This is a genomic window from Streptomyces lydicus (assembly GCF_004125265.1).
GTDB lineage: Bacteria > Actinomycetota > Actinomycetes > Streptomycetales > Streptomycetaceae > Streptomyces > Streptomyces lydicus_C.
This window is the reverse complement of record NZ_RDTE01000003.1, coordinates 5,242,305-5,260,776: the sequence shown is the minus strand read 5'-3', so window position 1 is coordinate 5,260,776 and position 18,472 is coordinate 5,242,305. Positions and strand designations below refer to the sequence as shown.

Here is an 18,472-nt window from a genome sequence, read left to right as displayed (position 1 = left end):
AGACTGACCGTTGCGCACGGTGAACCGATGCGAACGGTACGAACGGACGGCACAAGGCAGGGGGACACATGGACCACAGTCCGGGACAGGGACGGGAGCGGCTCCGCTTCTCCGTGCTCGGTCCCGTGCGGGCCTGGCGCGGCGATGCGCCGCTGGCGGCGGGCTCCCCGCAGCAGCGTGCGTTGCTTGCCGCACTGCTGCTGCGCGGCGGCCGTACCGCCACCGCACCCGAGCTTGTCGACGCGCTGTGGGGCGACGAACCGCCACACGCCGCGCTCGCCGCGCTGCGTACGTACGCCTCGCGGCTCCGCAAGGCACTGGGTGACGACGCAGCCGCCTTGGTCAGTGAGTCCGGCGGCTATGCGATCCGCTCCGTGGACGGCCACCCGCTGGACCTGGACCTGGACCATGCCGAGCAGTACGCGGCCGAGGCCGAAAAGGCCAAGACCGTCGGCGATCGCGGCCGCGCCCGCGAGCTCCTCGACGACGCGCTCGCACTGTGGGCCGGCGAGCCCCTGGCCGGCCTTGCCGGTCCTTACGCCGACACCCAGCGCGCCCGTCTCGACGAGTGGCAGCTGACCCTCCAGGAGACGCGCCTCGAGCTCGACCTGGAAGTCGGCTGCCACGCCGAGGCGGTCTCCGAACTGACTGCCCTCACCGCCGCCCACCCACTGCGCGAGCGGCTGCGGGAGCTCCTCATGCTGGCGCTGTACCGCAGCGGCCGGCAGGCCGAGGCGCTGGCCGTCTACACCGACACCCGTCGACTCCTCGACGAGGAACTGGCCGTCGAGCCCCGCACCTCTCTCTCGGAACTCCAGCAGCGGATCCTCCGAGCGGACGCCGATCTGGACGCGCCCCAGACGCTCAGCGACGGCGCGGACCACGCCGACCATGGCGTCGTCCGGCCCCAGCAGCTTCCTGCCACCGTCGCCGACTTCACCGGGCGCACCCCTTTCGTCGCCGAGCTGGGCGACCGGCTCGCCACCACCGAGGGCAGCGTGATGGCGGTCTCCGCGCTCACCGGCATCGGCGGCGTCGGCAAGACCACCCTCGCCGTGCATGTGGCCCACGCCGCCCGCGAGCACTTCCCCGACGGGCAGCTCTACGCCGACCTGCAGGGCGCCGGACACACCCCCGCTGAGCCCGAGGCCGTGCTCGGCGCCTTCCTGCGCGCCCTCGGCACCCCGGACTCCGCGATCCCCGACGGCCTGGAGGAGCGCTCCGCCCTCTACCGCTCCACCCTCGCCGGCCGCCGCGTGCTGGCCCTGTTGGACAACGCCCGGGACGCCGCACAGATCCGCCCGCTGCTCCCCGGCACCGAGGGCTGTGCAGCGCTGATCACCAGCCGCGCGCGGATGATAGATCTCGCCGGGGCGCATCTGATCGACCTCGATGTGATGAGCCCCGACGAGGCGTTCACCCTCTTCACCCTCATCGTCGGAGAAGAGCGGGTGAACGCCGAGCGCGAGGCCTCGATGGACGTGGTCGGCGCCTGCGGATTTCTCCCGCTCGCCATCCGCATCGCCGCCTCCCGCCTGGCCTCGCGCCGTACCTGGACGGTCTCCGTGCTCGCCAGCAAACTGGCCGACGAGCGCCGGCGCCTGGATGAGCTGCGGGCCGGCGACCTCGCCGTCACAGCCACCTTCGAACTGGGCTACGGGCAGCTCGAACCCCAGCAGGCGCGAGCCTTCCGGCTGTTGGGTCTGGCCGACGGCCCGGACATCTCCCTGGCCGCAGCCGCCGCCCTCCTCGACATGGACGGCGATACGACCGAGAGCCTGCTGGAATCCCTCGTCGACACCTCGCTGCTGGAATCCGCGGCACCCGGCCGCTACCGCTTCCACGACCTCGTACGCCTCTACGCCCGCTCCTGCGCCGAGCGCGACGAACAGCCGCCGGCGGAGCGCGATGCGGCGGTGTCCCGGCTCCTGGACTTCTACCTGGCGACAGCTGCGCACAGGTACCCCCTCGAACGCCCCGGCGACATCCTGGTCGACCACATGGAGACCCCGCACTATCCCGGACTGGTCTTCGAGGACCGCTCCGAGGCGATGAGCTGGTTGTTCAGTGAAACCAGATGCCTGATCGCCTGTGCCCTGCAGAACACCGCACCGGGCTCCCTGCGGCGTGCCGTCGATTTGCTGGTGCTCACCAGGGACATGGCCGATTCCGGTGCCAGCAACCGGCAGTTCGAGCAAGCCAGTCTCACTCTGCTCGCCGCCGCGCTGAAGGCCGACGACCAGCACGCCGCGGCTCGCGTGCACTGGATCCTCGCCCCCATCTACACCCAGTCCGGGCGGCTCGGCGCGGCCGATGAGCACGCCAAGCTGGCAACCCTGCGCGGCCTGGCCGCCGGCGACGACTTCTCCGCCTGCAACGGACTCAACGACCGGGGCATCATCGCCAGTATCGAGAGCCGGCTCGAGGAAGCGGATGCCTATCTGAACCAAGCCCTCCTCTCCTACCGTGACATCAACAACCGGCAGTCGGAGGCGAGCGCGCTCTGCAACCTCTCCCGCGTCCATCTGGACACCGGCCGGGTGGACAGCGCGGTTGCGCTCGCCGAGCAAGGTGTCGCACTGTACGAGGAGTGCGGTGCCTCGCGACGGCTGGCCAACGGCAAGTACAACCTGGGCATGGCTCTCACGCTGGCCGACCGGCTGGAGGAGGCCACCCAGCAACTGACCGAGGCCCTGGTCAGCTTCCAGGACACCCGGCAGCGGTTCTGGGAAGGCATGACATATCTGCGCCTGGCAGAAGTGGAACTGGCGGCACATCAGCCTGCGAAAGCGGCCAACTATGCTGAACTGGCGGTCGCCGCGCTCCGTAGCAGCGGTGGCGACCGCTGGCGTGCCAGTGCACTCGCGGTGCTCGGAGACGCTCTGAGCGAGATCGGTCACACCGGGCGCGCACAGGTCTGCCAGCAGGAAGTAGAAACGATTCACAAGAGGCTGGGGCTGCCGCAGGGCGGCGGTTCACAGCGGTTTCCCGCCTCGGTGCCTGTCGCGTAGCGGCAGCGAAGGCGCGCCCTTCCGGCGTTTATCGATCGTTCATCGCCACCCGGCAGTCTCTTCTCAACCGATCCGCCGCCTCGGGGGGCAAGCGGCTCGGTGAGCGAGCCCCACCGATAAGGTGTTCGGCCGCGGTTCGCCCGTCCGGCGACCCACGGGGGAGTTGCCGGGCGGGTGCTCCAAAAGCGCCCACACGTAGGAGTTGATCGTATGGCCACCGAGAATCAGTCTCGCCCGGGTGACGAGAAGGATGTCGTCAAGCCGCTCGACAGCACGCGCCCGATCCAGCCGATGGACAGCACCCGTCCGATCCAGCCCATGGACAGCACGCGCCCCATCCAGCCGCCGGACAGCACCCGTCCGATCCAGCCGGCGGACAAGCGCGGTCCCGTCGTCGGCGGTGCCGCCGCACCCCACGACGGTCAAGCCGTGACGGCGAAGGACAGCACTCGGCCGATCATCGACCCGCAGTAGTCGACATCGACATCAAGTGAGCCCGGGAATCGGGGGATAACCGGGAGGGCCCGGGCGGGGGAGAGACCGGGCAACGGGGGAACGGGGGACGGACGGGGACCAGGGGGGGCCGAAGGGGCCGGCCTCGATGACATTCCAAGGGGGGAGTCATCGAAGTCGGCCCCTTTCGCGTGCGCCGGCGCAGAAGGGTCCTTGCTGTGGGCCGCGCGTCGGCGTCGCGGCGATCGACTACGGCGCTTTCCCTCATTCAGCAGCTATTTCAGGACACCTGATCGAATGTGCCGCCTATGACCGGCAAGCTTTTGTTGTTCATGAACCGCCCCTTCAAGGAGTTCAGATGACCCGATTCACGCGCACCCTCGTCACCGTCGCCCTCGCGGCCGCTGCCGCCGGCGGCGCCGCGACTCCGGCCATGGCGGACAGCCACACCCCCTCCACTCCGGGCTTCTCCACCCAGGACAGCACCATGCCCATAGCCGCCAATGTGGCCGTCCCCGACAGCCACATGCCGGTCGCGCCCCAGGGGTCCGTCCAGCACTGACCGAACGCAGCACCGCCCCTTCACGGGGGCCGGGCCCGTCGCGCCGCGACGGGCCCGCTCGGCTTCCGGCAGCCACTCCGCCTGCCGCGCAGACTCCGTCATCACTTAGCTGACGATGCGTCAGTTTTGCTGCTACAGTCGCGCCGTTCAGGCCCGCCGAGGCCGTCGGGCCCGCCCCGCTCCGCTCGCAGCCAGGAGGCGCGCGTGTTCGAAGCCGGTCGTATACGCACGCTGTGGGAACTCGTCGAGTACCGTGCGCGGGCCTCGTACGGGATGCCGATGTTCCACGACGGGGACGGGCGGAGCGTCACCTTCGGCGGGGTGCGCGACGAAGCGCTGCGGGTGGCGGCCGGGTTCCGGGAGCTGGGGATCGGGGCGGGGACCCGGGTGGCCTGGCAGTTGCCGACGCGGATCGAGACCGTGGTCGCCTCGCTGGCGCTGGCCCGGCTCGGGGCCGTACAGACGCCGGTCATCCCGCTGCACCGGGAGCGCGAAGTCGGTTTCATCCTGGCGGAGTCGGCGGCGGAGTTCGTGCTCGTACCGGGCGTGTGGCGAGGGTTCGACCACACCGCGATGGTGCGGAAGCTCGCCGGGGACGGGGTGCGGGTGCTGCCGGTCGGGGACGGGCTCCCCACGGCGGACCCGGCCGGACTGCCCGTGCGGGACCCGGCCGGGCTGCCCGCTGCGACGCCGGTCGGCAACGGGGCCACCACCTGGGTCTACTACACCTCGGGCACCACCTCCTCGCCCAAGGGCGTCGAGCACACCGATGCCACTCTCCTCGCCGGTGGCATCGGACTGGCCACCGCGCTCGGGATGTCCGCGGACGACACCGGCTCGATCGCCTTTCCCTACGCGCATATCGCCGGCCCGGACTATGTCATCGCCATGCTGGTCAGCGGGTTCCCCGCGGTCATCCTGGACAGCTTCGAACTGGGCCACGCGGCCGCCGTCTACCGGCGCCACGGGGTGACGATGGCCGGCGGCAGCACCGCCTTCTACCAGGCGTTTCTCGATGAGTCGCGTCGCTACCGGCAGCGGCTGCCGCGGGCCGGGCGGTTGATTCCGTCGCTGCGGCTGCTGTCCGGCGGCGGGGCCCCGATGCCCCCGGAGCTGTATGCGGCCGCCGGGCGGGAGCTGGACTGCGCGATCGTGCACGGATACGGCATGACCGAGTGCCCGATGATCACGATGGGCACGCCGTACGACAGCAATGAGCAGTTGTCGCGGACCGTGGGCAAGCCGGTGGTGGGGGCGCAGGTCCGGATCGTCCTGCCGGACGGGAGCGAGGCCAGGGCCGGGGAGTCCGGCGAGGTGACGCTCAAAGGCGCGATGCTCTTCCGCCGGTACACGGACCCGGCGCTGAACGCCGCGGCGTTTGCCCCCGACGGCTCCTTCCGCACCGGTGACCTGGGGTATCTGCGTCCCGACGGGCATCTGGTGCTGACCGGGCGGCTGAAGGACATCATCATCCGCAAGGGCGAGAACATCTCCGCGCAGGAGATCGAGGAGCTGGTGCGCACCCATCCGGCGGTGGCGGAGGCCGCGGTGATCGGACTGCCGGACCGGGAGCGCGGCGAGCGGGTGTGCGCGGTGGTCACGCCCGCCGATCCGGCCGCGCCGCCGCTGACCCTGGACGGGCTGACCGCGCATCTGCGGTCGGCCGGGCTGATGACGCAGAAGCTGCCGGAGCAGCTGGAGATCGTCGGTGAGCTGCCGCGCGGCGGGCCGCTGGACAAGGTGCTCAAGGCAGCGCTGCGGGAGCGGTTTACGGCGTAGCCGTGGCGGTGCTGCGGGAAGAGCCGTGCGAGCGCACGAACGATGTCTCCGGGGGCCGCCATCGGGTCCCAGGGGGCATCGCTATCGTCCTCCCGTGGCTCCGCCGCCAACTGCATTCCGCACCGTGCGAGAACACCGCGTGGCCTGCGTCGCCGCGCCCCCCCGATCCGCAGAGGTTGCTCACTCTTTCGGCTGGTGATGTGGCTACGCCCCGTGCTCCTTCCTTATTTCATCGGCGGCGAGGCCATCACCAGCTTGCTGGTGTACACCATGAGATGTCGTCAGCGATGGGTCCTCGATTGGCTTGGACATGCGTCTACTCGGACTGATGTGAGTGCGTGGTTCCGGTAGTCGCTGGGCGGCATGCCGTAGGCCGCGCGGAAGAGTCGGGTGAAGTCGGTAGCGCGAGGGAAGCCCCAGCGGGCGGCGATGGCGTGGATGGGCGTGGTGCGCTGAGCAGGGTCGGCGAGGTCGTGGCAGGCTCGTTCCAGACGCTGGCGGCGGATCCAGGCCGCGACCGTTTCCTCTTCGTGTTGGAAGATGCGGTGAAGGTAACTGGTGGAGATGTGGTGTGCGGCGGCGACGGCACGCGGGGTCAGGTGCGGGTCGTGCAGGTGCCGTTGGACGAAGGCACGGATGCGTATGGCGAGCGCCTGCCTGCGGGTTTCCGGTGGGAGCGAGCTGCCCGAGTCCAGGGCATGGGCGATCAGTGCGGACAACAGGTCGACCACGACGGTCCCGAGCCGGGGCCCATCGGTCGGTTGGTACGAATCCGTTCCTCTCGCCAGCTGGGTGAGCAGTTGTGCCAGCAGGGAGCCGAACCCGTCCTGCGCTGACAGCCGCAGCCGGGCCGCCTGATCCACATGGTTCCGGGGCAGGGGTAACACTGCTTTGGGCACTTCCAGCCCAACTCCCGTGTGCAGGCTGGCGTCGTCACCCCCGTGGACGTCGACGGGCCGCGAGGTGTCCACGATGCACAGGCTGTCGGGACCGTAGACGGCCTCTTCCTCGCCCCGGACGGCGCGGAGTGCCCCGCTCAGAGGCAGAGAGATGTGCAGCCCCTCGGGATCGGACTGCCGGATCAGTTTCGGCGTCCGCCGAAAGCACATTGGCTGGAAGATTGTCGGCCACACGGATACGGAACCGAGGTCCAGTAGGCGCTGGGAAGCCCGGAAATCCGCCGAATGGTCACTGCGCAGCTCCATTGGGGCATGGGTCTGGCCGACCAATTGGCGCCAGGAGTCGAACCGGTCGGCCGGGGGCAAGTCCTCGCTGCGGAATACCCTTTCGATCAGCATCTCGCGTCCTCCCCGTCTTGCGAGTCCCTGAACGGTTTGCCTCTTGACCCTTGATGAGGGCAAGGCAGGAGTGCATCATCCACAGATACGCATCCGGTGAATGCCCTGGCGGAGGCGGTTCCACCTATCAGGGGCGTCGGCCGTCCCTTGTCCGTCTGTTCAGTTCCGGCCTGGGCGGCGGGGCCGCAGGGGCCGGTAGCCGGCCGGGTCGAGCTTGGCGAGTTCGGTGTCGACCTCGACGTTGATCGTACCGAAGATGTTCACGTTCTCGCTGTGGGCCGGGGAGATGTGCGCGAGGAGTTCGTCGTCGACCGGGCAGCCTTCGGCTCGCATCTGGGCGATGGCGCACCGTCAGCTCCCAGAAGTGCCGGTACGCCGTGACATCACGATCCCGCGACGCCTGCTCCAGGTAGTCGGCCCACTTCGCGGGCACGAAGTCCGCCGGTGCGCCTTCGGGGACCTTCCGGGCCCCGTCCGCGTTCAGCTTCTTCAGGATCGTCACGGCCTCCATGAGCGCTTCGGAGCCCGTGCCGCCGGTGAACTCGATGGCCTTCAGCACGTACGGGGTGAACTGCGGCAGGTTGGAATAGGAGTTGTCGAGCATTGCCAGATGCCCCTTGTCACGCGGCAGCCTGCCAGCCGCCTGGGCAACGGCGGCCCGCAGCCGCTCCATGCCGATGGTGTTCCGCAGCAGCCCACCGACCATCTCGTCCTCGATCCCGGTGTCCACCAGGACCGGCAGGATCTCGTCCAGCAGGGCCTGCCGTCCCTCCCCCGCCGCGGCGCAGACGGGGCAGGCGGTCTTCAACGAGACCTCCGCCGGTTCCAACGGAATCACTCCAGGTCAGCGATATCCGTTGTTTTTGCGGCGGATGATACGGCGACCCCGTCTCGGGGTCTCGTATGCGCTGCTCACGCAATTTGCCGAGAGCCCGGAGCGCGGGCCGTTCGGCCCACCGGTGGCGGTGGCGGCGGAAGCACCGCTCCTCGATCAGGCGGTGGCGCTCAGCGGCCGTCGGCCGGACTGGACAGCCTCGACGTCATAGGCGTCACAGGCCTCACAGGCGGCATAGGCGTCATAGGGGCAAGCCCGACGGCTCGGCGTGGCGGTGCCCGGAACGGTCCTTTCGGGTGCGCCGCCGGCCGTGCGGCGTCGAGCGCGGACAGCATCCTGGACGCGGTGTGACGGGGGCGGTGTGACGGGGGCGGTCGCGGAGGCCGGCCGGCGGGTGGCATCCTCACGCCGGAGCCGGCCCCGGGGCCCCGTTCCGCAGCAGGGTCTTGAGGATCTTGCCGCCGGCGTTGCGCGGGAGTGCGGTGACGAAGGTGACCTCCCGCGGGACCTTGTAGTTGGCCATCTCCCGGCGGGACCAGGCGATCAGGTCGTCGGCGGTGAGCAGGGAGCCGGCGCGCCGGACCGCATAGGCCTTGCCGACCTCGCCGAGCCGTGGGTCGGGTATGCCGACGACGGCGACCTCGGCGATGTCCGGGTGACGGCCGAGGAGTTGCTCTATTTCGGCGGGATAGGCGTTGAAGCCCCCGACGATGAACATGTCCTTGATGCGGTCGGTGATCCGGAGGTTGCCCGCCGCGTCGAGGACGCCCACATCGCCGGTGCGCAGCCAGCCGTCGGGGGTGATCACCTGGGCCGTGGCGGCCGGGTCCTCGAAGTAGCCGGACATCACGTGATAGCCGCGGACCTGCACCTCGCCGGGTTCACCGGGCGGCACCGGGCCGCCCGCGGCGTCGACCACCCGGACCTCGGTGCCGGGTATGGCCCGCCCCGAGGTCGTGGCGATGACCCCGGGCGGATCGCCGCGGCGGCACATCGTGACGACGCCGGAGCTCTCGGACAGGCCGTACGCCGTGAGAACGGTGGAGACCTTCAGCTCGCTGCGCAGCCGTTCGACCAGCTCCAGGGGGACCACGGCGGCGCCGGTGACCACCACGCGCAGCGCGGAGAGGTCGTGCAGGGTGCGGGCGGGGTGGTCGAGGAGCTGCTGGTGGAGGGTGGGCGGGCCGGGGAGTACGGAGATCCGCTCGGCGGCGATGTTGGCGAGCGCGGTCTCCACGCCGAAGACCGGCTGCGGCACCATCGTCGCGCCGCGCAGCAGGCAGGCGATGATCCCGGCCTTGTAGCCGAAGGTGTGGAAGAACGGGTTGACGATCAGATAGCGGTCGCCCTCCCTCAGGCCGGCCAGTTCGCTCCACACGGCGTAGGCGCGCAGGGTCTGGGCGTGTGTGATCACCGCGCCTTTGGAGCGGCCGGTGGTGCCGGAGGTGAAGACGATGTCCGAGGGGGCGTCGGGGTGCAGCGCATCGGCCCGGCCGCGGACCGTTTCCGGGGGCACCGCCGCGCCGCCGGCGAGGAAGTCCCGCCAGGTGGCGAAGTCGGCGGGGGCGTCCTCGGAGAGCACCACGACCTTTTCCAGCCGCGGCAGTCCGGGCAGCGGGCCGCGGCCGGGGCCTTCCTGGGCGGCGCGGCGGAGCGAGGCGACGTAGGACGTGCCGAGGAAGGTGCCGGTGACGAAGAGGAGCTTGGCGCGGGTGCGGCACAGGACGTCGGCGGCCTCGGCGCCCTTGAAGCGGGTGTTGACGGGGACGAGGACGGCTCCGGCGGTGACCGCTCCGAGGGCGGAGACGATCCAGTCGAGGGTGTTGGGCGCCCATACGGCGACGCGGTCGCCGGGCGCGACCCCGGAGGCGATACAGGCGGCCGCGGCCTCCTCCACCCGCGCGCCGAGCTCGGCGTACGACACCCGGGTACGGCCCTCGACCACGGCCTCCCGAGAGGCGTACCGCCGGGCGGCCGCCCGCACCAGCCGGGGGATGGTGCCGTACTCCAGATCCGCCCGCGCCTCCAGGTCGTCGCCCATCGCGTCGCCTCCCGCCGAAGAGCCCTGCGCCACTAGCTGACTGTCCGTCAGATTAGCGGTAGCCTCCTCCGCTGTCAGCACTGACGACCGACCGTGGAGGTGGCGATGGGGGCGACCCTCAAGGACGCTACGGCGATAGCCGGCATCGGGCAGACACCGTTCGCCAAACGACTCGGCGCCTCCGAGAAGACCTTGGCCTGCCGGGCGATCGTCGCGGCGCTGGACGACGCCGGAATCACCCCCTCGGAGGTGGACGCCTTCGCCTCCTACACCATGGAGGAGACCGACGAGGTCGAGATAGCCAAGGCCATCGGCGCCGGGGACGTCACCCACTTCTCCAAGGTCGGCTATGGCGGCGGCGGTTCCTGCGCGACGGTGGCCCATCTGGCCGCCGCCATCGCCACCGGCCAGGCGAGCGTCGGCGTCGCCTGGCGGTCCCGCAAACGCGGTTCGGGACCGCGCCCCTGGAAGAACACCCAGGTCCAGCTGCCCACCCCGGGACAGTGGACCCGCCCCTTCGGACTCCTGCGCCCCGCCGACGAGATCGGCATGCTGGCCCGTCGCTATATGCACGAATACGGCGCCACCCGCGACCACCTCTTCAACGTCGCGCTCGCCTGCCGCAACCGCGCCAACCAGAACCCGGCCGCGATGATGTACGAGCGCCCGCTGACCCGCGAGATGTATATGACCGCCCGCTGGATCAGCGAGCCGCTCTGCCTCTTCGACAACTGCCTGGAGACGGACGGCGCACTGGCCTGTGTCGTGGTCAGCGCCGAGCGGGCGCGCGACTGCCGGCAGCGGCCCGTCTACGTCCACTCCACGGCCCAGGGCCTGCCCGCCCAGCACCACGGCATGGTCAACTACTGGAACGACGACCCGCTCACCGGCCCCGCCTGGACCGCCGCCCGGCAGCTGTGGAAGGGCGCCGACCTCGGACCGCGGGACGTCGACGTGGCACAGATCTATGACGCCTTCACCCCCCTGATCCCCCTCTCCCTGGAGGGATACGGCTTCTGCGGGCGCGGCGAGGGAGCGGCCTTCACCGAGGGCGGCGCGCTGGAGATCGGCGGCCGGCTCCCCCTCAACACCGGTGGCGGCGGCCTCTCCGAGGCGTACGTCCACGGTTTCAACCTCATCACCGAAGGCGTCAAGCAACTGCGCGGCACCAGCACCGCGCAGGTACCCGGCGCCGCCACCTGCCTGGTCACCGCGGGCGAGGGCGTCCCCACCTCGGCCCTGCTGCTGAGGAGTTGATACGCCATGAGCGCCCGTGACGCCGTTGAGCCTGCCGTGTCCGTCGAGTCCGTCGAGTCCGTCGAGTCCGTCGAGTCCACTGTCTCCGTCCCCTCCACCCCCTCGGCCCCGTCATCCCCGGTGACCGAGTCCACCGAGCCCGCCGAGTCCGTTCGCGATGCCACTTCCCCGATCGTGACACCCACCACTGACAATCGGCCCGACAGCGGCGCTGACCTGCTGCTTCCCGTCGCCGACGACGACGGTGCGCCCTTCTGGGAGTACGCCGCCAAGGGTGAACTGCGCATCCAGGCCTGCTCCGGCTGCGAAGAACTGCGCTTCCCGCCCCGGCCCTGCTGCCCGCACTGCCAGTCGTTCACCGCGCACTGGCAGCGGATGAGCGGTCGCGGCCGCATCTGGTCCTATGTGCTGCCGCACCCGCCGCTGCTGCCCGCGTACGCCGCCCTGCCGGGCTACAACGCGATCATTGTGGAGCTGGCCGACGCCCCGCACATCCGTCTCGTCGGCAATCTCGTCGCCGACGCCGATGCCCCCCTCAACTCCGTCGACCCGGCACGGCTGCGCATCGGCGCCCCGGTGAAGGCCGCCTTCCACACCATGCCGGGAGGCGTGACCGTACCCCGCTGGCTCCTGGAGCGCCCATGACGATCCGCATCAAGGCCAAGGACGGGGTCGCCCTGGTCACCCTCGACCGGCCCGAGCGGCACAACGCCATCGACCTCGACACGGCCGCCGAACTCGCCGCCGCCTGGCGGGCGTTCCGCTTCGACGACGCCGTACGGGCCGCGGTGGTCACCGGCGCCGGCGGCCGGGCGTTCTCCACCGGCCTCGACCGCTCCGCCGCCGACGTCCCCCAGCCCCCCTCGCCCTACTCCCTCGACGACCCGCTGCTCCGCATCGGCCCGAAGGCCAACGACCTGTGGAAGCCGGTCATCGCCGCCGTCGACGGAATGGCCTGCGGAGGCGCCTTCTACCTCCTGGGCGAGGCCGATTTCCTCATCGCCTCCGAGAACTCCACCTTCTTCGACCCGCACACCACCTACGGGATGGTCAGCGCGTACGAGTCCATCCTCATGGCGCAGCGGATGCCCCTGGGGGAAGTGGCCCGGATGGCGCTGATGGGGACCGCGGAGCGGCTGGGCGCGGCCCGGGCGTACGAGATCGGACTGGTCTCCGAGCTGACCGCACCCGGTGCCGCGGCCGAGGTGGCGCTGCGCCGTGCGGCCGTGCTCGCCGCCCAGCCGACCGAGCCGGTCCAGGGCACCGTACGCGCCCTGTGGGCGGCCAAGGAGGCGGCCAGGGCACAGGCCCTGGCGCACGCCCCCCAGCTGATCGCGCTGGGCAATCTGCCCCCGGACCGCCAGGCCGGGCTGTTCGCCGCCCGCACCCGCCATGGCGGTCAGGAGGACGGGCGGGACGGGGAACGGGACGGCGGCCAGCACGGCGGCCAGGACGGCGGGCCACTGGTCAGATGACCCTTACACCCCCGGGCGCATTCCCCTTACCCGCACTTCTCGCGGGTGTAGTTCTCGCGGGCGGGCGTACTTCTCTCAGACGCACTTCTCTCGCGAGCGCAGAGGGTCCGGCGTAGCGTCGGTCACGGAGGATGACCGGACGACTCGAAGCGAGGCGACGCCCGTGGTGCGCAACGTTTTGGGGTCGCTGATCGCCCTCGCCGGAGCGGCGGCCGCCGTATGGAGCCCCTTCCGTCCCTGGTACGACGGCCGTCACGGCAGCGACGTGCGGATCGAAGACCTCTTCAACGGCATCACCCGCAACGGCGCCGCGCTCTTCGGCTCCGTCCTCCTGCCCATGGCGTTCGCCGCCCTGCTGACCCTGATCGGAGTTGCCCTGCGTTCCCGGGCCCTGATCACCGTCGCGGGCCTGGTGGTACTCGGCTTCACGATCCTGTGGATGGTCCGCCAGGGACAGGCCACCAGCGAACTGACGGCCGGTGCCCGCGGCCTCGGCGTGGGTGTGGCCAGCGCACTGGGCGGCGGCGCACTGCTGCTGCTCGGCGCCCTGGTCATGCGCGGCCGCGGCCGACGGGTCCGTGACCGCGGCTACGACGAGCGGCAGTACGACGACGGGCGCTACGGGCCCTCCGCCCACGACGACCCCTACGGCCGGCGCGCACCCTACGACCCGTACACGCCCTACCCCCCGGGGACGCCCGAGCCATGGGACGGGGGCCGCCCGGGGGCCGAGGAGTGGAACCCCGAGCCGTACCCGACCGGCCCCGGTCCTGCCGGCCCCGGTCCAACCGGCCATCCGCCGGGCCCCGCGGCGCCCGGCGGACCCGACCGCGGCGCCCCCGGCCCGTACGAAGACACCCCCACCTCTCCCCTGCCGGTCACACCGCCACCACCGGCGCAGCACCAGCAGCCGCCACAGCAACAGCAGCCGCCACAGCCTCAACAACCGCAGCAGCCCCGCCCGCAGGCACCACCGCCACCACCACCGCCGACCATGCCGGCCCATCAGCAGCCCCCCACGCCTCCCGTGGAGTGGGGCAAGGAGCAACGGCAACCACCGCCCCCCTCCCGGCCAGGTCAGCCCGGACAATCCGAAGAGCCCGGGCAGCCCGAACAGCCCCCGGAGGAACGGGAGTAGAGCCCCGGACGCCGCGGGCTCACCACCGCCACATCACGACCACGGCGTCACGACCGCCATGTCACAACCACGGCGTCACGACCGCCACGTCACGCCCCGGCATCACCACCACACCGATCACGCCCGCCGCGCCATCCCCGTCCCCTTGGCCGCGTCCAGCGCGTACACACACCGGTCCTTGCTGCAGGCGTACACCACGCCGCCGACCGCCACCGGCGAGCCGGTGATCTCGCCGCCGGTCGCCAGCTTCCAGCGCAGCTGGCCGCCCATCGCATCGAGCGTGTAGAGGCAGTGGTCGGCCGAGCCGAAGTGGACCCGTCCCTCCGCGACGACCGGTGCGCCGACGACCTCCGCGCCGGCCTGGAACCGCCAGCGCGGGGTGCCGGTCACCGCGTCCAGTGTGTAGAGCGCCTTACCGCTGCCCAGATGGACCGCGCCATGGGCGACCAGCACCGGTTCGGTGGACTGCCGCGCCTCGGTGGCGATCCGCCAGCGGTCGCGGCCGTCCGCCGGGTCCAGCGCGTAGACCGTGCCGAGGTAGTCCGCCAGATAGACCCCGCCGCCGGTGACGGCCGGGCCGGGGGCGAAGGCGGGCGGGCTCAGGAACACCGCGGGCGCCTCGAAGTGCCAGCGCACATCGCCGCGGGCGATGTCGATCGCCAGCACCCGGGTGCCGGCCACGACGTAGACCGCACCGTCCGACGCGGGCAGCAGCCGTACCGGCACCCCTCCGCAGGACGCGGCGTCGCCCACCGGGTACGACCAGCGCTCGGCACCGGTCCGCGCCTCCAGCGCCTTCAGCCGTGCGTCGGCCCAGACGAAGACCGTGCCGTCGTGCACCACGGGTGCGGCCTCGGCGGTCTCGAAGTCGGTCTGGACGCCACCGATCTCCCACAGTCGTTCGCCGGTGGCCGCCTCCCAGGCCTGGACTCCGCCGCCACGGGTACTGGTGACCACGGTCCCGCGGTCGACCCGGAGGGCGTAGACCCAGCCCTCGGTGTGCAGCCGCCAGCGCTCGGCGCCGTCGTCGGCGTTCAGCGCGTACAGGCTCGGGCCGTCCGAGGCGTGGATCCGGCCGTCCGCGACCGCCATCGCCCAGGCGACGTCACGGGTCTTGAACTTGCGGCGCCCGCTGGCCACATCGAGCGCATGCACCTCGAAGGACGTGACGTACAGCAGGTCGTCGGCGACGGCGGGGGTGCCCCACACGTCGTTCGACATCCGGAACCGCCAGGGGCGCCAGCGGCCCGGCTCGGCGGGCGGGGCCTCGGGCGGCGGGGGCGGAGCAGCCTCGCCGCGGGCCGGGCTCTCCCCGGCGGCGGCACCGCCGGCCGGGCCCTGCGCCGGCACACCGGTCACGGGGCCGGTGCCGGGCGGCCGTACCCAGTTCGTCGCGGCACCGGCCTGCCCGCGCGGCTGCGGGCCCGGGGCGTCGGCGCGCGGCCCCGGCCCTATCGGAGCGGGCGAGCCACCGAGGTGTACGGGACCGGCGGCACCGTCCCCGGAGACGCCCGGCGGCGCGGTGGACAGCGCGGCAGCGGACGACGGCGGGAGGGCGGACGAGGGCGGGGCGGTGGGCGGCGCCGCGGAGACCGGGGTCGCCCGGGCCGTCGAGACGTCCGGGCCGAGCGCCGCGGGCTGCGGCATCGGGCCGGGGTTGCCACCGCGCGGGTCGGTGCCCCGGTGCGCACCGGGGCCCGCGCCGACATGGCCGGGCCAGCCCGACTCCGCGCCGACCGGTGCGCTTTCCGGCCTCGGCGGTGCCTGGGCAGGCTGCACAGCGGGCACCGGAGGCGCCGCGGGCGGGGAGGACGGGACGGGCGGATGCGACGGTGCGGCCGCCGCCGCACGGCCGGTGCCGCGCCCGGAGCCGGCCCGCTGAACACCGTTCGCCACGGTGGAGCGGCCGCCGCGGCGGCCTTCGATGAGCGCCACCGCTCCGGGCGGCAGCCAGGCCGAGGCGGTACCGCTGTCGTCGCTGCCGGAGCCGAAGAGATGCGGTGCCAGCTGGGACTGCAGATCGGCGGGGGACGGCCGCTGGCCGGCCTCCATCTGCATACAGGACTCCAACAGCGGACGCAGTTCGTCCGGCAGCCCGGCCAGGTCGGGCCCCTCCCGCAGCAGCATGAAGACGGTCTCGACGGGGTTGGCACCATGGAACGGCGCATGACCGGTGGCGGCGAAGACCAGCGTCGAGCCGAGGGAGAAGACATCGCTCGCGCCCGTCACGCTGCGCGAGTCCCGCGCCTGCTCGGGCGACATGTAGGCGGGTGTGCCCACGGCGACGTTGGTCATCGTCAGCCGGGTGTTGGACACCCCGGAGGCGATCCCGAAGTCGATCACCCGGGGGCCGTCCTCGACGACCAGCACATTCGACGGCTTCAGGTCACGGTGCACCAGGCCCGCGCCGTGGATGGACTGCAGCGCCTCGGCGATCCCGGCCGCCAGCCACCGCACCGCCTGGGCCGGGAGCGGCCCGCACTCATTGACTATTTCCTCGAGGGAGGGCGCGGGGACATACGCCGTCGCGAGCCAGGGCACCGCAGCGCGCGGGTCGGCATCCACCACCGCGGCCGTGTAGAAACCGCTGACCGCGCGGGCCGCCTCGACCTCGCGTGTGAAGCGGACCCGGAACAGCTGGTCCTCGGCGAGCTCGGTACGCACCGTCTTGATCGCCACGCGCCGGCCGGACGCCGAGCGCGCCAGATAGACCAGTCCCATGCCGCCGGCCCCGAGACGGCCGAGCACCTCGAACGGGCCGATCCGCCGGGGATCGTGCTGCGTCAGCTGCTTCAGCTGCTCCACCACTTGCCTGCCACCTCCCCGTGGGGCGTAAAAAGAGACTCTCAAAAGCTCACGAGCCGCCGAGAGCCACTGCCCCGTGCAGCATCTCCCCGCCCGCGGCGAGGACTGTCGAAACGGCCGTACGCGTGCTGATTGTTCCTGGCCGGGCCGACGGTTGCGAACCCGGGGCCCGTCCGCCGTGTCACGGCATCCCCTCCGCAGCTCGCACCGGGCCCGTTACCCGATGTAACCCAACCGCGCCTGACGTGCTGCGATACGACCCCTGACGAGTGGATACCGCGCGGGTTACCGGCAAGTTACCGATCCACCGCACGCGACACCGCCCGAAGTGCGGACGTTCACCACTCCGTTTGACGGGACAACCGGGGAAGCGGTTCGCCCTCCCGGACGCCCGATAGCCGCGGTGACCGCAGTGACCGCAGTGACCGCAGTGACCGCAGTGACCGCAGTGACCGCAGTGACCGCAGTAGCCACGGTGGCCTCAGTAACCGCAGTGGCCGAACCCATGCCGCTCCTCTGACTGCGCACGCCCCTCCCCGATCCCGTCACGCCATCCCCACCGGCCACGCCACCTCCACCGGCCACACCATCCCCCACCCCGGCGATGCCTCCCCCGTCGTCGCTCCCGGCCCAACGGTTCAATTCTGCGCGTTCGAAGGTCATTTCGGTGTCATGACACCTGGCGTGGCGCCGTATCAGGCGTCCGGGCAGGCCGGAGGGCCGACCGCCGCGGCACCCAGATGTCCAAGCTAGCGCCGTTTTGTGCGATTCACCCGCCGAGAATTCGCACGCGTGAACGATTCCTCCGGAGCCTGCGGACCCGGAAGCGACGTAGTCAATGTTCAACTGAAGGCCATCACAGGACACTTGCCGCACGGACGGTGACCACTTATCCACCAAAGTTGTCCACAGCCTGTTGATAACACTCTTCACCGGTTCGGACCAAGCGGGGCGGCGCGAGGCACGACCACGGGCGGGCCCGCCACCAGCACACTCACGGGGGCTCCGCACCCCGAACTCCCCCATCCCCATTTGCAGGCAGCCAAATCGCGCTCCGATCACCCCTCGGTAAGCTGACGGCATGACAGGACAAGTTCGAACCGTCGACGGCAGAGTTGCCGGCCGCCGCGGACAGGCGACGCGGCAAAAGCTTCTGGACTGCCTCAGTGAAATGCTCAGTTCGTCCCCCTATCGGGACGTCAAGGTCATCGATGTAGCCCGAAAAGCGGGGACTTCACCCGCAACGTTCTATCAGTACTTCCCGGACGTCGAGGGCGCCGTCCTCGAAATCGCCGAGGAGATGGCCAAAGAAGGCGCCACTCTGACCGATCTTGTCGCCGGACGCTCCTGGGTGGGCAAATCCGCATGGCAGGCGGCAGAGGAACTGGTCGAGGGCTTCCTCTCCTTCTGGCGGAAGCACGACGCGATTTTGCGCGTGATCGACCTGGGCGCGGCTGAGGGCGACAAGCGGTTCTACAAGATCCGCATGAAGATCCTCAATGCCGTCACCAACTCCCTTACGGATTCGATCAAGGAACTGCAGAGCAAGGGCAAGGTCGACAAGGACGTGAGTGCGCCCGCGATGGCCGGCTCACTTGTCGCGATGCTGGCGGCGGTCGCCGGGCACCAGAAGGGTTTCCAGAGCTGGGGCGTGAAGCAGGCCGAGCTCAAGCCGAATCTGGCGCTGCTGGTGCATCTCGGCGTCACCGGCAAGAAGCCGACCAAATAGCGAAGAGCGAAGAGCGAAGCCACCGATAAGGCATCCGGGAAGACTCCGGGAAGGCTTCCCGGAAGAGGAAGCGGCCGAAGAAGCTGCTA

13 protein-coding genes are annotated in these 18,472 nt (G+C 71.1%); 9 read left to right on the top strand and 4 right to left on the bottom strand.

The genetic code is table 11. From position 1 onward, the window contains the following. Nucleotides 1-68 precede the first annotated feature (68 nt). The 4 genes from D9V36_RS25685 (at nt 69) to D9V36_RS25670 (ending at nt 5,805) form a co-directional block, all read left to right on the top strand. Nucleotides 69-3,011, top strand: coding sequence for an AfsR/SARP family transcriptional regulator (locus D9V36_RS25685; RefSeq protein ID WP_129295824.1), 2,943 nt, complete (start codon nt 69-71; stop codon nt 3,009-3,011). Between the two features lie 210 nt (nt 3,012-3,221). Continuing rightward, nucleotides 3,222-3,485 (top strand): laminin G, encoded by a 264-nt coding sequence (locus tag D9V36_RS25680; protein WP_129295823.1) that lies wholly within the window; start codon nt 3,222-3,224, stop codon nt 3,483-3,485. A gap of 337 nt (nt 3,486-3,822) precedes the next feature. Further along, entirely contained in the window at nt 3,823-4,026 is a 204-nt protein-coding gene (locus tag D9V36_RS25675) for a hypothetical protein (protein WP_129295822.1), read from the top strand. A gap of 204 nt (nt 4,027-4,230) precedes the next feature. Then, nucleotides 4,231-5,805, top strand: coding sequence for a class I adenylate-forming enzyme family protein (locus D9V36_RS25670; protein WP_129295821.1), 1,575 nt, complete (start codon nt 4,231-4,233; stop codon nt 5,803-5,805). 281 nt (nt 5,806-6,086) lie between these two features. Here D9V36_RS25670 and D9V36_RS25665 read toward each other — a convergent pair whose 3' ends face one another. From D9V36_RS25665 to D9V36_RS25650, 3 genes are all read right to left on the bottom strand, one after another. Next, nucleotides 6,087-7,103 carry a helix-turn-helix domain-containing protein gene (locus D9V36_RS25665; RefSeq protein WP_129295820.1) on the bottom strand — a complete coding sequence of 339 codons (1,017 nt, stop codon included), beginning with the start codon at nt 7,101-7,103 and terminating at the stop codon, nt 6,087-6,089. Between the two features lie 127 nt (nt 7,104-7,230). Continuing rightward, nucleotides 7,231-7,911 (bottom strand): hypothetical protein, encoded by a 681-nt coding sequence (locus D9V36_RS41090; RefSeq protein WP_164993030.1) that lies wholly within the window; start codon nt 7,909-7,911, stop codon nt 7,231-7,233. Between the two features lie 430 nt (nt 7,912-8,341). Further along, a complete protein-coding gene (locus D9V36_RS25650) occupies nt 8,342-9,979 on the bottom strand; it encodes a FadD3 family acyl-CoA ligase (RefSeq protein ID WP_129298683.1) in 1,638 nt (545 codons plus the stop codon). Between the two features lie 105 nt (nt 9,980-10,084). Between D9V36_RS25650 and D9V36_RS25645 the strand changes: the two genes are divergently transcribed. The 4 genes from D9V36_RS25645 (at nt 10,085) to D9V36_RS25630 (ending at nt 13,849) form a co-directional block, all read left to right on the top strand. After that, entirely contained in the window at nt 10,085-11,236 is a 1,152-nt protein-coding gene (locus tag D9V36_RS25645) for a lipid-transfer protein (RefSeq protein WP_129295818.1), read from the top strand. Between the two features lie 216 nt (nt 11,237-11,452). Beyond that, nucleotides 11,453-11,881: a Zn-ribbon domain-containing OB-fold protein gene (locus D9V36_RS25640; RefSeq protein ID WP_129298682.1), complete on the top strand. Its 429-nt coding sequence runs from the start codon at nt 11,453-11,455 to the stop codon at nt 11,879-11,881. Next, nucleotides 11,878-12,711 (top strand): enoyl-CoA hydratase/isomerase family protein, encoded by an 834-nt coding sequence (locus D9V36_RS25635; RefSeq protein WP_129295817.1) that lies wholly within the window; start codon nt 11,878-11,880, stop codon nt 12,709-12,711. Before D9V36_RS25640 ends, D9V36_RS25635 begins: the two co-directional genes overlap by 4 nt. Nucleotides 12,712-12,874: 163 nt before the next feature. Then, complete coding sequence (locus D9V36_RS25630) at nt 12,875-13,849, top strand: hypothetical protein (RefSeq protein ID WP_129295816.1); 975 nt, start codon at nt 12,875-12,877, stop codon at nt 13,847-13,849. Between the two features lie 117 nt (nt 13,850-13,966). Here D9V36_RS25630 and D9V36_RS25625 read toward each other — a convergent pair whose 3' ends face one another. Then, the gene (locus tag D9V36_RS25625; RefSeq protein WP_241721031.1) at nt 13,967-16,657 is read right to left on the bottom strand and encodes a PQQ-binding-like beta-propeller repeat protein; all 2,691 of its coding nucleotides are present in this window, start codon (nt 16,655-16,657) and stop codon (nt 13,967-13,969) included. Nucleotides 16,658-17,735: 1,078 nt separating this feature from the next. On the opposite strand from D9V36_RS25625, the gene D9V36_RS25620 reads away from it, so the two are divergent. Next, nucleotides 17,736-18,383 (top strand): TetR family transcriptional regulator, encoded by a 648-nt coding sequence (locus tag D9V36_RS25620; RefSeq protein ID WP_129295815.1) that lies wholly within the window; start codon nt 17,736-17,738, stop codon nt 18,381-18,383. Nucleotides 18,384-18,472: the final 89 nt, after the last annotated feature.